Consider the following 14,772-nt stretch of genomic DNA (forward strand, 5'->3'; position numbering starts at 1 on the left):
GAAGAAGCATATGGATAATGTCATGACAGCATCCCCGCGTATTGCCGTTGCTTTTGGCGGTGGCGGTGCACGGGGCATTGCGCATATCCATATTATCGAAGTGCTGGATGAACTTGGCATCAAGCCCGTGGCTATTGCTGGTTCATCAATTGGTTCGATTCTCGGTGCCGGTATGGCAAACGGCATGAGTGGGGTGGAAATTCATGAATATATGGCGGCGATTTTTAATCGCCGTTCGGAAGTGGTTCGCCGCATGTGGCAGGCCCGCCCGGAACGCTGGGTGGAGCTGCTCAAAGGCGGCTTGCGTGTCAGCCAGTTCAATATTGAGAAGATATTGGAAGTCTTTCTTCCTGCATCTTTGCCTGAAAATGTTGAACAGCTGAAAATCCCGATGAGCATCACGGCATCGGATTTTCATGCAGCGACTGAACTCAATATTGATACAGGTGATCTGCCTTCGGCTATTGCAGCATCCTGTGCAATACCGCCTGTTTTCAGGCCGGTGCGGCGTGATGGACGTATTCTGGTTGATGGTGGTCTGCTTAATCCTGTGCCGTTTGATCTGCTGTTTGACAAGGCCGATATTGTAATTGGCATTGATGTCGTTGGTGCGCCGGTTGGCCCGGATGATTATATGCCAACGACATTTGAAGCCATTATGGGCGCAAATCAGCTCACAATGTGTTCAATTATCGACAATAAGTTCCGCAATCGTCCGCCGCATATTTTCCTGCGCCCGAATGTCGAGCGGATTGGCCTGCTCGATTTTCTGAAATTTGAACAGATATTGTCGCAAAGTGCTGGAATCCGTGAAGAGCTGAAGCTGACCCTTGATTCCGTGATGAATGGAAAGCCTGCTACTCCTTGATCTATTCTGCTGCTGGCGATGCAGAAGAAGATGCTTCTGCATCGATATTGGCTACTGAGTCGATCCGTTGCCCTTCGCGCTGCGGCTTGACCAATGGTTCCGGTGTAACCGGCTTATTGAAAAGCAGATGCCGTCCCGCCATGATACCTTCTGACGCCTGAACATGCAGGCGGTCTTCGTCATGCTGTCGGATTTCTTCCCGAATGGCATAGGCATTCGCTTCAGACATCCCCAATCCTTCCAGAGTGCGTTGACCAAACAACAGCCCCGACTCGAAAGTTTCACGCAGTTCATATTCCACACCCTGCGCCCGGAGTTGTAGCGTGTGTTCACGGTCATAGGAGCGCACAAACAGACGCACATCGGGATATTCGGACTGGATCAGGTTGACGATCCGGTTGGTGATTTCTTTCTTATGCGTGCAAACGGCTACGATCTTTGCCTTGCGGATGCCGGCTGCTTCCAGCACATCCTTGCGTGTGCCGTCGCCAAAATAAATACGGAAACCGAATTTTCCAGCTGCACGTACCCGGTTAGGGGAGTTGTCAATAACAGTTACGTTGATACCGCCTGCCAGCAATATCTGCGCTGAAATCTGTCCGTAGCGTGAGAAGCCGATCATCAGAACATCTGCGCCTGCTCCTTCAAAATTCTCCTCAATGACGTCTTCAACCTTGTTTTTAATCAATAGTTTTGAGCCAATGGCAACTGAAAGTGGTGTTAAGGCCATGGATACTGTGACGGCTGCGATCAGTTCTGAACTTAAGGCATTGGAGATGACTGCTGCGGCGGCGGCTGCCGAGAAAAGCACAAATGCAAATTCACCACCCTGGGGCAGAAGAAATGCGATACGCACAGCATCATTGTGGCTGGAGCGAAAGATACGGCACAGAATGTAGATAATCGCCGCTTTGACAATCATAAAAATTGGTACGGCGATTAGTATGGTCTTCCAATATTGCAAAATGACCGTGAGGTTGAGTGAAAGGCCAACAGCCACAAAAAACAGGCCAAGGAAAATACCGCGAAAGGGTTCAATATCGGCTTCCAGTTCATGGCGATAGGATGATTCAGCCAGCAGGACGCCCGCAATAAATGCACCCATAGCCATTGATAGCCCTGTTGCTTCTAACAGGCTTGCCGAGCCTAGAACGATAAACAGGGCCGCTGCGATCATAACTTCGCGTGCGCCTGTATTGGCAATGATCCGAAACATAGGGTTGATCAGATAGCGGCCCGCAATAACAAGCGCTATAATTGCGGCAATAGCTGTCACAAGATGAAAACCGGCGCTGGTCTGTGAGGGTTCATTAGGGGAAAGAACGGGAATGATTGCCAGAATGGGAACGATCGCGAGATCCTGAAACAGCAGAATCGCGAAAGCACGCTGCCCGTGTTTCTGGTTAGTTTCAGACCGGTCTTCCAGCACTTGCATAGCGAATGCCGTTGAAGAGAGAGCAAAGCCAAAGCCAATAATGATGGCTGCCTGGGTGCTTAGTCCAGCCAGATAGATGCCGAGTGCTGCAAGGGCTGCGCCGCTCAGCAGCACCTGGGCCGCACCAAGGCCGAAAATTGCATGGCGCAAGGCCCACAAACGCGAAGGTTTTAATTCAAGTCCAATGATGAAGAGCAGGAAAACGACGCCAAGTTCAGAGAAATGTAAAAGATCTTCACTGTCCGAGATCAGTCGCGCTACAGGGCCGATAATAATACCAGCCGCCAGATAGCCGAGAACTGTCCCAAGGCCAAGCCGTTTGAATAGCGGAGCCGCGATAATCGCGCCGCCTAGAATCATCAACGCTTGTATGTAGAGGCTTCCGCCAGTTGGGATCATGATATGCTCTTGATATACGAAGAAAATGAGGGCTTCCCTTGAAGCCATCCGATTTCAGCAATATAGAAACAGGATATGTCTCTAATCAGTTCATTGTCGAATAATTTGACATAAGTTTTTTGCAAATTCCGATTACGGCTGGTTACATATCGTGGTTTTCCAATTGGGCCATCGTTGATTTCAATTTTGGATTATATAATGATTTCAGACAACTCTTCGGGTAAACTTGTTGATCGCGCTGCACAGCTTGTGGCCGCGGCCAAGCATGCAGGAGCGGACCATGCTGACGCGGTTGTGATCCGTGCGCGCTCGGTGAGTGTTTCTGTGCGGCTTGGCAAGGTTGAGGGAACCGAATCGTCAGAAAGCGATGATTTTTCATTGCGCGTATTTGTCGGGCGGCGCATTGCGAGTATTTCGGCAAATGCCGGTAGTGATCCGGCAAAATTGGCAGAGCGGGCTGTGGCAATGGCCAGAGTATCACCCGAAGATCCGTATGAGCAATTGGCCGATCCTTCATTGCTGGTTAAACAACCGCGTGACCTTGATCTTTTTGATCCGACTGAAATTGATACGTCACGGCTGACGGAAGATGCGCTGGCGACCGAAGAGGCGGTACTTGCTGTTGCAGGTGTTACGAATTCGGGTGGGGCAGGTGCATCGCGTAGCATGGGCGGCCTGGTTCTTGTGACTTCATCGGGCTTTGTTGGCGAATATGCGGCAACGCGGTTCGGACGCTCTGCGTCTGCAATTGCGGGTGAAGGTACGAAGATGGAACGCGACTATGATTTTAGTTCGCGTCTTCATTTTGCGGACCTTGACTCACCTGAAAATATTGGCCGAAACGCTGGTGAACGGGCTGTCCGGCGTCTGGGCGCGCGGCAGGTTAAAACAGGTCCGGTCAATGTTGTTTTTGATCCGCGTCTGGCACGCGGTATTGCAGGCCACCTTGCAAGTGCGATCAATGGTGCGTCGGTAGCACGGAAAACCAGTTTTTTACGCGATAGTCTGGGCAAGCAGATTCTAAAATCTGGAATTAATGTCACTGACAATCCTTTGCGCATTCGTGGGTCGTCGTCGCGCCCGTTTGATGGTGAAGGCATTGAAGGCCAACCGCTGACAATGGTTGAGAATGGTGTTCTGGCACATTGGCTTTTATCTGGGTCGAGTGCGCGTGAACTGGGGCTTGTTGGAAATGGGCGTGGTGTACGTTCCGGTTCTGGCGTTACTCCGGCTTCAACAAATTTTGCGATTGAGCCGGGTACTGAAACACCGCAATCGCTTATTCGAACACTTGGCACCGGTTTCTATGTGACAGAAGTTTTCGGTCAGGGTGTTGATATGATTACCGGGCAATATAGCCGGGGTGCATCGGGCTTCTGGATCGAGAATGGTGAAGTGACATTTCCTGTAAGTGAGGTAACGATTGCTTCCAATCTCAAGGATATGTTCCTTAACATGACACCTGCTTCCGATATTGACAGGAACTTTGGCATGACGGCCCCGACACTTGTGATTGAAGGCATGACCCTTGCCGGAAATTGAGAAACGAAAAGACATTCAGAACGAGCTTGAGCTGTTGCGTCATGCGACGCGGGAGGCTGGCCGCATTGCCATGCGTTATTTCGGCCAATCGCCGGAGGTATGGCTTAAAGAGGGTCAGTCACCGGTCAGCGAAGCCGATTTCGCTGTCGATAGCTATCTGAAACAGGTGTTGCTCGAAGCGCGGCCTGATTATGGCTGGATTTCAGAAGAAACAAGTGATGATCGTATTGCACAGCCGCGTCGCCGTGCTTTTGTCGTTGATCCCATTGATGGTACGCGCGGTTTTATTCATGGTCAGTCTCAATGGTGTGTGAGTGTGGCTGTTGTTGAAGACGGCAAACCCATTGCCGGAGTTCTGCAATGCCCTGTTTTGAACGAAGTGATTGAAGCTGGCAAAGGCTTTGGGGCATCGCAAAACGGAATGCCAATTCAAACACGATTGCCTGCCCCGGGTGAAAAAATCCCTATGGCTTCGGCGAAAAGAATGGTGGATGTGCTGCCCGAAGGCTGGCGTGATCGTGTTATCATCCATCCTTATGTGCCATCCCTTGCCTATCGTATTGCAATGGTGGCACGCGGTGATATTGCCGGTACCTTCATTCGGCCAAATTCGCATGATTGGGACTTGGCAGCAGCTGATCTTATCTTGAGAGAGTCGGGCGGAGCGTTACTTGATGCTGATGCCCGAGCCGTCAATTATGGTGAGACAGCGCTCAAGCATGGCGCATTGGTTGCGTCCAGTGGAAATCTTTTGCAGGAAATGTTGAGTGTTGTCGCAGACTGGCCATTGAGCTAATCATGTCGAAAAATTAGAAGTTTCAAGGGATTGTATTATGAGCGTTGAAGGCGACAAGAAACAGCTTCTTCATCTGGTGTTTGGCGGCGAGCTGACAAAGCTTGGCACTGTCCAGTTTCGTGATCTTGATAATCTCGATGTCGTCGGGATTTATCCTGATTATGAAACGGCTAAAACAGCCTGGAAGTCCAAGGCACAGCAGACCGTTGATAATGCGCATATGCGCTATTTCATTGTGCATCTGCATCGTTTGCTGGACCCGGAAGGTGTTGATCTGAAAATGGAATAAGTGCTTTTGACCGCTCCTGGTGAAGAACATATGAAGCAAAGAGAGGGCCCGGCGCAATCTGATGCACGTGCCCGATCGGACGGTTTCGCCAAACGCTTATGGCGCTGCATGCGTGGCCCTTTGGCGCGATCATCTTTGGTGAAATCTGCATTGGTGCAGTTGATTTGCAGCTATTTGAAACTGGTGCGCTTGACTAATCCACCACTTAAGGATTCTGCGGATATCAAGGTGCTTTTGCGGGAAAACAGCCCGTCCATCATAACTTTCTGGCACGGTCAGCATATTATGGCACCGGTTGTGCGTCCGGCTGAATTGTCAGTTGTGGCGATGTTTTCGCGTAGTGCCGATGCGGAGCTGAATGCGCGGATTGCTGAAAAATTCGGGTTCATCACGGTGCGCGGCTCTGGTGGGCGAGGTGAAGGAAATTCAGCGAAAAAAGGTGGTGCCCGTGCACTTCTGACATTGAAAAATGCATTGAAAAAGGGACAATCAGCATCAATGATTGCTGATATTGCTCATGGTAAGGCGCGCGAGGCCGGTGAAGGCATTATTTTGCTGGCCAAGCTTTCAGGTAGACCAATCATGCCTTTTGCATATGCTTTTTCGCGGAATCATGTTTTGCATAAGACATGGGACAAGACCACAATTCCACTGCCATTCGGACGCTCGATGATCGTTTGTGGAGAGCCGGTCTGGGTGGATGAAAATGCCGATGAGGCACAACTGGAAGAAAAGCGCATGGAACTGACGCGGCAGCTGAATGACGCGACGAACAGAGCCTATGCTGCATTGGAGGCAGGTCAATGAGTGAACGATGGGCGCGAAATATGTTGTCTGCCTATCGTATACTCGGTTCTACGGCCTATCCGTTTATCGGAGCGTATATTTCCTACCGCGCTTCGCGCGGCAAGGAGGAACGTGCCCGTCGCGCTGAACGTTATGGCAAAACTGCCATAGCCCGTCCGCAGGGGCCGGTCATCTGGGCACATGCTGCAAGTGTTGGTGAATCTGTTGCCATGGCACCATTGATCGAAAGCATTGCTGCAAACGGTATTCATATTGTCATGACTACGGGTACCGTAACATCGGCAAAGCTGGTTGCTGATCAGCTTGGTAATCAGGTCATTCATCAATATGCACCCCTTGATTTACAGCCTGCGGTCAATAATTTTCTAGATCATTGGAAACCGGATCTGGTTATTGGGTGCGAGTCGGAAATCTGGCCGACCACGGTTCTTTCACTTGGTGCACGCCATATACCGCAGGTTTTGGTGAATGGTCGTTTGTCAGATCGTTCTTTTGCCGCATGGCAAAAGCGGCCAGAACTGGCGGAAGCACTTTTTGAAAATTTTGCACATGTGATCGCGCAGTCCGAACTGGATGGGGAACGTTTTCGGACGCTTGGCGCACGACCTGTCAGTGTTTCCGGCAATCTGAAGGTTGATACGGCTCCTGCTCCTGCTGATCCGCACGCACTTTCCCTGCTTCAGCACCAGATTGCGGGACGACGCACCTGGGCTGCAATTTCAACGCATGACGGTGAAGAAGAAATAGCCGCTGAAGTTCATCAAATGCTGAAAGTGCGTTATCCGCGCCTTGTTACAATCATTGTGCCGCGCCATCCAAATCGCGCCGAAGCCATAGAAACCATGCTTGGTGAGAAGGGGTTGAAGGTAGCACTACGCAGTCGTGGCGATGCGATTGAAGCAGATACCGATATTTTGCTGGGCGATACTATTGGCGAAATGGGGCTTTATCTGCAACTCACCGAAGTTGCGTTCATTGGCAATTCGCTGACCAAAGAAGGTGGACACAATCCGCTTGAGCCGGCCATGATGGGAACCGCTGTTCTGACTGGCAAGAATGTTCAGAATTTCCGTGAATCTTTTCAGCGTCTTATCAAGAATGGCGGTGCGCGTGTTGTGAAGGATCGCAATATGTTAGCTGGCGCAATCAATTTTCTTTTTAACAATCCTGAGCACTTGAACACGATGATCCGTGCGGGAGTTGATACGGTTAAGGACATGCGCGGTGCGCTTGACCGGACACTCAATTCCCTTGAACCTTTTATTCAGCCACTGGTGTTGCAAGCGCAATTGCCGGGAAATCGCAATGATGCAGCTTTTGTTCATGGCGGCATTTGATCATGGCAGGTGAAGCGCCGCCCTTCTGGTGGCAAAAACCTGACTGGCGTGCCTATGCTCTTGCACCGTTTTCATGGGTTTATGGGGCTGTTGCAGGGCGCAGATTGCTTAAATCTGAACCGCCAAAGATCGACGCTCCTGTTTTATGCATTGGTAATTTTACCGTTGGTGGAGCAGGCAAGACGCCAACTGCCATTGCTTTTGCAAAGGCTGCAACTGCACGCGGTTTGCGTCCCGGCATTGTATCACGTGGTTATGGCGGTAATTATAAGGGTCTGCATATTGTCGATCCGGACAGAGACAGTGCCGGGCATGTTGGCGATGAGCCACTTTTGTTGGCGCGTCATGCGCCGGTTGCCCTTTGTCCAGATCGTTTGAAATCAGCGGTGGAACTGCTTAAGCGCGGTTGCGACTTCATCATCATGGATGATGGATTTCAGAGTGCACGATTATATGCAGATTTTTCTCTTCTGGTTGTGGATTCCACACGGGGAGTTGGAAATGGAAAAGTTATTCCCGCAGGTCCGTTGCGCGCACCTTTGATTGACCAGTTGCGAAAAACCGATGCAATTTTGCGTATCGGCAAGGGTGATGAGGCTGATTATGTGGTGCGGCAGGCATCGCGTGCAGGACGTGCTATCTATGAAGCACAATTGCTGCCATCGTCATCGGCCAATGTTGCAGGCAATCGTTGGCTGGCCTTTGCCGGTATTGGCAATCCATCCAAGTTTTTTGCAAGCGTACAGCAGGCTGGCGGAGAAGTTGTGGAGGGGAAAAATTTTCCCGACCACTATAGCTATCAGCCGGAAGATATAGCCAGGCTGATTGAAACGGCAGGGCAGTCAGGCGCTGGTCTTATTACAACGGCCAAGGATCATGTCCGTCTGATCACGATGAAGGGGTTACCGGCTGAATTCATTCACAATCTTGCTGTGCTCGATATTGACCTGCAATTCGAGCGAAAAGACGCTTTAGACCATATTCTTGATAAGGCAATTGAATCTTATAAACTACGCTCTTTGTGAGGCTATCAGGCCTTTTTGCGGCTGCGTAATTCCGGATTGAGTTCCAGCTCACGTTCATAGGAAATCAGGCCGGTTGCATAGGCTTCCTGTCGCGCAACGCTCCAATATTTCAATTCATCAAGAGGAATGGGGGCCGCTGATACTGCGCAGAGGACATATGAGCCGTGTTTGACGATTTCAAAATCGCCATCAAGATAGCGCAGGACGGCTTCAGATGAGCGTGGTGATTCAAATTTGTTCATTATGTAATTCCTTGATGCGAGAGAAGTCTTAGCGCCTTCCGAACAATCGTTCAATATCAGTAAGCTTCAGCTCTATAAAGGTCGGACGGCCATGATTGCAGGTGCCGGATCCGGGCGTTGCTTCCATATCACGCAAGAGTGCGTTCATTTCTTCCGGTTTAAGGCGGCGACCTGAGCGCACAGAACCATGGCATGCCATAGTCGCTGCAACATGGTTGAGCATGGCTTTGAGACCATCGGATGTGTCATGGTCGGCAATCTCATCCGCCAGATCACGGATCAATTGCTGCACATTCATTTCACCGAGCATGGCGGGTGTTTCACGCACGGCGATTGCACCGGGGCCAAATTGTTCGATGCCAAGTCCGAATTGCGCCAGTGTTTGCGCATGGGTGGCAAGTCGCTCGGCGTCATCTTCTGCCAGATCAACGATTTCCGGGATCAGCAACATTTGCCCGGGGATCGGTCGCGAATGCAGCGCATTTTTTAATGCTTCATAAACAAGCCGCTCATGCGCTGCGTGCTGATCGACAATCACCAGACTGTCTTCTGTCTGTGCGACGATATAATTTTCATGAATTTGTGCACGCGCAGCACCAAGAGGTTTCTGCATCAGCTCAACGGGGGCTTCTGAAATTGTTGCACGTGCATCGGCTGCCGGTGTCACAACTGTATCAATAACCGCCTGTGTTTCTTCGCGAAATGCTGGAATATGATCAAAATCAAGTGGCTTATGCGCGGGGTGTGCTGTTTGTGGCGACCATTCATTGCGCGGGGCAGGGGTGGTTGTGCGCCAGTTTTGTGCTGTATAATTGCTTGCAGAGGGGCGGGGTTGAAATCCTTCCGCCCGAAACGCTTGTAACATGGCTTCCGCACCACTGGTTGCGGGCCGTATTCCAGATTGTGCAAGTGCCTGTTTGATCGAGCCAACGATCAGTCCACGCACCAGACCTGGATCGCGGAACCGCACATCGGCTTTGGCTGGATGCACATTCACATCGACCTGTGCCGGATCGATTGTCAGAAACAAAACGGCCACCGGGTGCCGGTCACGCGCGATGACATCCGCATAAGCGCCACGTAGTGCACCAAATATCTGTTTGTCGCGAATGGGACGCCCATTCACATAGGCAAACTGGTGCAAGGCATTGCCACGATTGAATGAAGGAATGCCAACAAAACTGGCAAGCCGTACGCCATCACGTTCGGCATCAATATGCAGCGCATTATCGGAGAATTCGTTGCCGAGAATTTGCCCGATACGTTTTAATGTTGCATCCACCCCCGTTCCGGTTGCGGGCAGTTCAAGCGGGGTGCGGTCCGTGCCTGCGAGCGAAAACCGCACATGCGGGAAGGCAATGGCAATTCGCTTGATAACATCGGTAATTGCAGTTGCTTCTGCGCGATCCGTCTTCATGAATTTCAGACGGGCGGGGGTTGCGTAAAACAGATCGCGCACTTCGGCAATGGTGCCATGATTAAGTGCTGCTGGACGCGGACCATCCAGATGGCCGCCACTCACGCTCACCTCAAAACCGGATTCTGCATTTTGAGGGCGTGATTTAAGTGTCAGTTTTGAAACCGAGCCAATAGATGGCAATGCTTCGCCACGAAAGCCCAATGCACGAATATCGCTGACATTATCGCTCAGTTTCGAGGTGCAATGGCGCGAAACTGCGAGCGGAAGTTCATCGGAAGGTATGCCAGAACCATTATCGGTTACGCGCAACAGCGTTTTGCCACCGCCTGCGGTCACAACTTCGATGCGGGTGGCACCCGCATCAATCGCGTTTTCGACAAGTTCCTTGATCACGCTGGCGGGGCGTTCAATCACCTCGCCAGCGGCAATCTGGTTGATAATGGTTTCGCTTAAATGCCGGATTGTCATAAAGCAACTATAGCGGATTCGCTTCTGCGAAGAACTGCTAATTTGTTATCGGCTGATCAGGCACGTCCATAAACATCATCAAAACGAACAATGTCATCTTCACCGAGATATTCACCGCTCTGCACTTCGATCAGAACCAGCGGCAGAATGCCGGGGTTTTCCAGACGGTGTTTGAAGCCGCATGGAATATAAGTCGACTGGTTGTTGGTGAGCAGGATTTCACGTTCGCCATTAACAACTTTCGCGGTACCGGAAACCACAATCCAGTGTTCAGAACGGTGATGATGAGCTTGCAGGCTAAGGCGGCTGCCGGGTTTGACTTCAATACGTTTGATCTTGAAACCTTCGCCTTCTTCAAGAACCGTATAGGTGCCCCATGGCCGGTGTGCTGTACGATGCAGTTTGGCTGCTTCATGGCCCTGAGCACGCAGTTTGTTGAATACTTTGCGTACGTCCTGAGCCTTGTCGCGATGGGCGACAAGAAGTGCATCAGGCGTATCGACGACCAGAAGATCATGGACGCCGACAAGACTGACAAGACGGGTTTCTGACAGCACGAAGCTATCTGTCGTATCCTCAAGAACAGTCTCGCCGCGCAAACGGTTGCCTTGAGCATCAGGAGCAATCAGGTCGGCCATTGCAGCCCATGAACCAATATCTGACCAGCCGCATGAAACCTGAACACAGGCGATGTTGTCAGCTTTTTCCATCACCGCATAATCAATGGATATTGCGGGTGCCTCTGCAAATTGCTCTTTTGCGATTTCCAGTGTTCTGGTTTCCCCGTTCATGCCTTTGCGTGCATGATCAAGTGCTGATTTTGCACCCTTGAGCACTTCGGGTGCATGAAGCTGCATTGCTTCGATCATGGTTGCAGCCTTGAAGCAGAACATGCCGGAATTCCAGTAATAGCGTCCGCTATCAACATAGTCTTGTGCAGTTGCAGCATCTGGTTTTTCAACAAAGCGCAGCACATCTTCGCCATTGACTTCGATATATCCAAAGCCTGTTTCGGGGTGATCGGGTACAATCCCGAAAGTGACGATACGGCCTGTATCTGCAAGCTTGCGGGCTTTGAGAACGGCTTGGCCAAAGGCTGCCTCATCTTCGATCAGGTGATCGGCAGGCATCACAAGCAAGGTTGAATCCGGGCCATAGGTCGAAGCGGCTTGCAATGCTGCAAGGGCAACGGCTGGTGCCGTATCGCGCCCAAGTGGTTCGAGCAGAAATGTATTCTCGATCCTGCGTGCTTTAGCATCAGCATAAGCATCGAGCGTTAGAAACAGAAAATCGCGATTTGTAACAGTGATAAGCCGTTCCACATCATCAAGATGCGATGCACGTGCATAGGTTTTACCAATTAGTGTGCTGCCATCAGGCAGTTCGATGAAAGGTTTTGGATGCGCGTCGCGTGAAAGTGGCCAAAGTCTGGAACCCGAGCCGCCGCTGATGATAACCGGAATAAAGCTCATTTACTGTTCGCATCCTTCGTTGCATTGCGGGCGATATCAAGCCCCATTGTCAATAGTTGCGCGGCCTGTTCTCTCGTAACCGCTTCTACATAGCAGCGTAATTCCGGCGCATTGCCTGATGCGCGATAATGGATTGCGTTGCCTGATGCAAAAAACAGCTTCACGCCATCAATTGTTTCAAGCCGTACCACGACGTCGCTGATCGGGAAAAGCTGTAATCGTGCATCTTCCTGTGTAATGACAGAAAGAAAGGCGGCCGTTTTTTCCTGGGGTATATTTTGTATGCGATCACTCAAGGCAATGCGGAAACCATAGCTTGATGCAATTTCAGAGAGTGGTTTTTGTGTCTGTTTGATTGTGTTCAGACAAGCAAGGATTGGCAGCAATGCGTCGCGGGTCGGAAGTGCCGATAGTTGTTTTCCGTTTTTCTCAATGCTGCTTCCGAGCAATACGCCGCCATTGGCTTCAAAGCCGATAACGCATTTGGCTTCTTCATGCAGAGCTTGCTGCATGCCTGCAATGACATAAGGTGAGCCAACACGGGTGCGCACAACTTGCGCAAATTTTCCGCATTCTTCCAAAGCTGTATTGGAGGTGACAGGTGTCACAATCACATTAGCACCGGCCCAGAAGCAGGTGATAGCGCCGACAAGGTCACCGCGCACAAAATCCCCATGTTCATCGGCAATAAGCGGACGGTCAGCATCACCATCAGTCGAAACAATAGCATCGAACTGGTTTTCGCCAGCCCATTTTGCAAGGAGAGTCACATCTTCCGGGCGTAATGCTTCCGTGTCGACAGGCACGAACACATCAGAACGGCCAAGCGCTGTTGTTTCAGCACCAAGAGCATTCAGCACTTTTGTAAGCAGGTCACGCGCTACTGATGAGTGTTGATAAATGCCAATTTTCAATCCAGTGAGGCTGTTTGCGCCGAGCAGCTGGATATAACGTTGGGCATAGGCGTCAATCGCCTGTTCATTTACCGGCAGGTTTTCGACTTTATGAGCAACAAGATCATCGGGCAGGGCAGCATAGGCTTTATTGATTGCGGCTTCATCATCCTTGTCGATTTCGCCGTCCGCGCGATAGAATTTGAGACCATTGCGATCATCCGGGATATGGCTGCCGGTGATCATGATGCATGGTGCATGCTGCGCCATTGCAAAATAACTCAGAGCAGGTGTTGGCAGCACACCGCAATTGACGGGCGTTAAACCTGCATCTTCGATTGCACCCATTGCAAGAGCTGCAATGTCAGGGCTTGAAGGGCGCAAGTCCTGCCCGACAAAAACGCGCTCACCTGCGGCAATATTGCCCCTTTCCTGAAGCATTTTCACAAATGCCAGTGAATAGGCATAGGCGGGCAATCCGTTAAGCTCGGTTGCGAGCCCCCGAAGGCCGCTTGTGCCGAATTTAAGAGAATTGCCAGTCATGCGGTTTCCGAACCTGGTTTCCAGATCAAAATCAATTTAAAACTCATAAGATAGCTTTGTAAAAAGTCATTCCTGCTATCGCGTATATTGCATGTCGTTTCAATCATTGCCTATTGATGTGGTTATCGAGAACTTTCCGCTTACACATAATCGCGATGCGCAGGCAGGTTGAAATCGGGCAAGCTTTCAGCCTGTATCACTGCGCGGGCTACGGCCTGCGCCATCACAATTGCGCTAATCGCGCCTATTGCGGTTACATCCGCTTCAACATTCTTCGCAGTGGCTGTCGAGAGCGCAAAAATCGTATCACCATCCCACATGGTGTGGATCGGATTAATCGTTCGCGCAAACCCATCATGGGCCATGCCGGCAATTTTTTTCAACTCGGCCTTGTTAAATGGTGCATTGGTTGCAATCGCACCAATGGTCGTATTGGCGCCTGCGGCTTTAACCACATTGCGCCCCTGCATGATCGCATCCATAGAATTGCGAAAGCCTTTATTGTCTTCCTTGCGTGCGCCGGCAAGAATCTGTGTCGAGTTGGGTGCATAAACATCACCCACGGCATTGACGGCAACGATCGCGCCAATCACAATATCCGTGCCCGGTACTTTATGGCTTGCAGTACCAAGGCCGCCCTTCATGGCGTAGTCCATGCCAAACATTTTTCCGACTGTAGCGCCGGCACCAGCGCCGATATTGCCTTCGCCGGGGGTTTCAGTTCCGGCCGCCTTGCATGCGAGGTAGCCCGCTTCGTCATCCGGGCGTATTGAAAAATTGCCAACGCCCAAATCCATCAGGACAGCCGCAGGGACAATTGGAACAACGCCCTTGCTGATTTTGAAGCCAAAGCCGTTTTCTTCAAGATAGCGCATCACGCCGCTCGCAGCATTGAGGCCGTAAGCGCTGCCACCCGAGAGCAGAACCGCATGTACCTGTTCAACCAGATTGATAGGGTCGAGCAGATCGGTCTCGCGCGTTCCGGGTGCTGAGCCGCGCACATCAACGCCTGCTGTCGCACCTTCTTCACAAAGCAGAACCGTGCAGCCGGTCGGACGCTGTGTCAGCGTGTGATGACCGAGTTTGATTCCCGGTACATCTGTGATGCTTCCGCCCATGAGTTTGAGCATGTGTGTGTTGCTCCCGCTTGCCGCTCCTGCCTGAGCGCTAATGAACGGTATTGTTCCAAATCCTGCAAGTGATTTTGTGAATGTCCGTCTGTCCATAAGCCTGCTC

13 protein-coding genes are annotated in these 14,772 nt (G+C 51.1%); 7 read left to right on the top strand and 6 right to left on the bottom strand.

All coding sequences use genetic code 11. The annotated features are described in order from the left end of the window. Nucleotides 1–10: 10 nt before the first annotated feature. A complete protein-coding gene (locus tag FHY56_RS13035; protein ID WP_140905637.1) occupies nt 11–868 on the top strand; it encodes a patatin-like phospholipase family protein in 858 nt (285 codons plus the stop codon). 1 nt (nt 869) lies between these two features. On the opposite strand, the gene FHY56_RS13040 is transcribed toward FHY56_RS13035, so the two are convergent. Next, nucleotides 870–2,702 (bottom strand): monovalent cation:proton antiporter-2 (CPA2) family protein, encoded by a 1,833-nt coding sequence (locus FHY56_RS13040; protein WP_140905638.1) that lies wholly within the window; start codon nt 2,700–2,702, stop codon nt 870–872. Between the two features lie 198 nt (nt 2,703–2,900). Here FHY56_RS13040 and FHY56_RS13045 point away from each other — a divergent pair, with 198 nt between their 5' ends. The 6 genes from FHY56_RS13045 to lpxK are packed head-to-tail and all read left to right on the top strand — an operon-like array spanning nt 2,901 to nt 8,498. Then, entirely contained in the window at nt 2,901–4,244 is a 1,344-nt protein-coding gene (locus FHY56_RS13045; RefSeq protein ID WP_140905639.1) for a TldD/PmbA family protein, read from the top strand. Then, on the top strand, nt 4,231–5,040 hold the full coding sequence (locus FHY56_RS13050; RefSeq protein ID WP_140905640.1) for a 3'(2'),5'-bisphosphate nucleotidase CysQ: 810 nt from the start codon (nt 4,231–4,233) through the stop codon (nt 5,038–5,040). Before FHY56_RS13045 ends, FHY56_RS13050 begins: the two co-directional genes overlap by 14 nt. Before the next feature lie 37 nt (nt 5,041–5,077). Continuing rightward, nucleotides 5,078–5,329 carry a DUF4170 domain-containing protein gene (locus tag FHY56_RS13055; RefSeq protein WP_140905641.1) on the top strand — a complete coding sequence of 84 codons (252 nt, stop codon included), beginning with the start codon at nt 5,078–5,080 and terminating at the stop codon, nt 5,327–5,329. 30 nt (nt 5,330–5,359) lie between these two features. Beyond that, nucleotides 5,360–6,136 (top strand): lysophospholipid acyltransferase family protein, encoded by a 777-nt coding sequence (locus FHY56_RS13060; protein WP_140905642.1) that lies wholly within the window; start codon nt 5,360–5,362, stop codon nt 6,134–6,136. Beyond that, entirely contained in the window at nt 6,133–7,473 is a 1,341-nt protein-coding gene (waaA, locus tag FHY56_RS13065) for a lipid IV(A) 3-deoxy-D-manno-octulosonic acid transferase (protein ID WP_140905643.1), read from the top strand. Before FHY56_RS13060 ends, waaA begins: the two co-directional genes overlap by 4 nt. Before the next feature lie 2 nt (nt 7,474–7,475). Then, nucleotides 7,476–8,498 (top strand): tetraacyldisaccharide 4'-kinase, encoded by a 1,023-nt coding sequence (gene lpxK / locus FHY56_RS13070; RefSeq protein ID WP_140905644.1) that lies wholly within the window; start codon nt 7,476–7,478, stop codon nt 8,496–8,498. A 5-nt stretch (nt 8,499–8,503) separates the two neighbouring features. Here lpxK and FHY56_RS13075 read toward each other — a convergent pair whose 3' ends face one another. The 5 genes from FHY56_RS13075 to FHY56_RS13095 form a co-directional block, all read right to left on the bottom strand. After that, complete coding sequence (locus FHY56_RS13075; RefSeq protein ID WP_140905645.1) at nt 8,504–8,740, bottom strand: DUF2093 domain-containing protein; 237 nt, start codon at nt 8,738–8,740, stop codon at nt 8,504–8,506. 28 nt (nt 8,741–8,768) lie between these two features. Continuing rightward, a complete protein-coding gene (gene mutL, locus FHY56_RS13080) occupies nt 8,769–10,628 on the bottom strand; it encodes a DNA mismatch repair endonuclease MutL (RefSeq protein ID WP_140905646.1) in 1,860 nt (619 codons plus the stop codon). A gap of 56 nt (nt 10,629–10,684) precedes the next feature. Next, nucleotides 10,685–12,100, bottom strand: a complete 1,416-nt coding sequence (locus tag FHY56_RS13085) for a mannose-1-phosphate guanylyltransferase/mannose-6-phosphate isomerase (RefSeq protein WP_140905647.1) — start codon at nt 12,098–12,100, stop codon at nt 10,685–10,687. Next, nucleotides 12,097–13,536, bottom strand: coding sequence for a phosphomannomutase (locus tag FHY56_RS13090; protein ID WP_140905648.1), 1,440 nt, complete (start codon nt 13,534–13,536; stop codon nt 12,097–12,099). The genes FHY56_RS13085 and FHY56_RS13090 overlap by 4 nt, the downstream gene beginning before the upstream one ends. 140 nt (nt 13,537–13,676) lie before the next feature. After that, nucleotides 13,677–14,762, bottom strand: a complete 1,086-nt coding sequence (locus FHY56_RS13095) for a P1 family peptidase (RefSeq protein ID WP_140905649.1) — start codon at nt 14,760–14,762, stop codon at nt 13,677–13,679. Between the last annotated feature and the right edge of the window lie 10 nt (nt 14,763–14,772).

Origin of the sequence: Brucella gallinifaecis (assembly GCF_006476605.1) — a bacterium.
Lineage (GTDB): Bacteria > Pseudomonadota > Alphaproteobacteria > Rhizobiales > Rhizobiaceae > Brucella > Brucella gallinifaecis.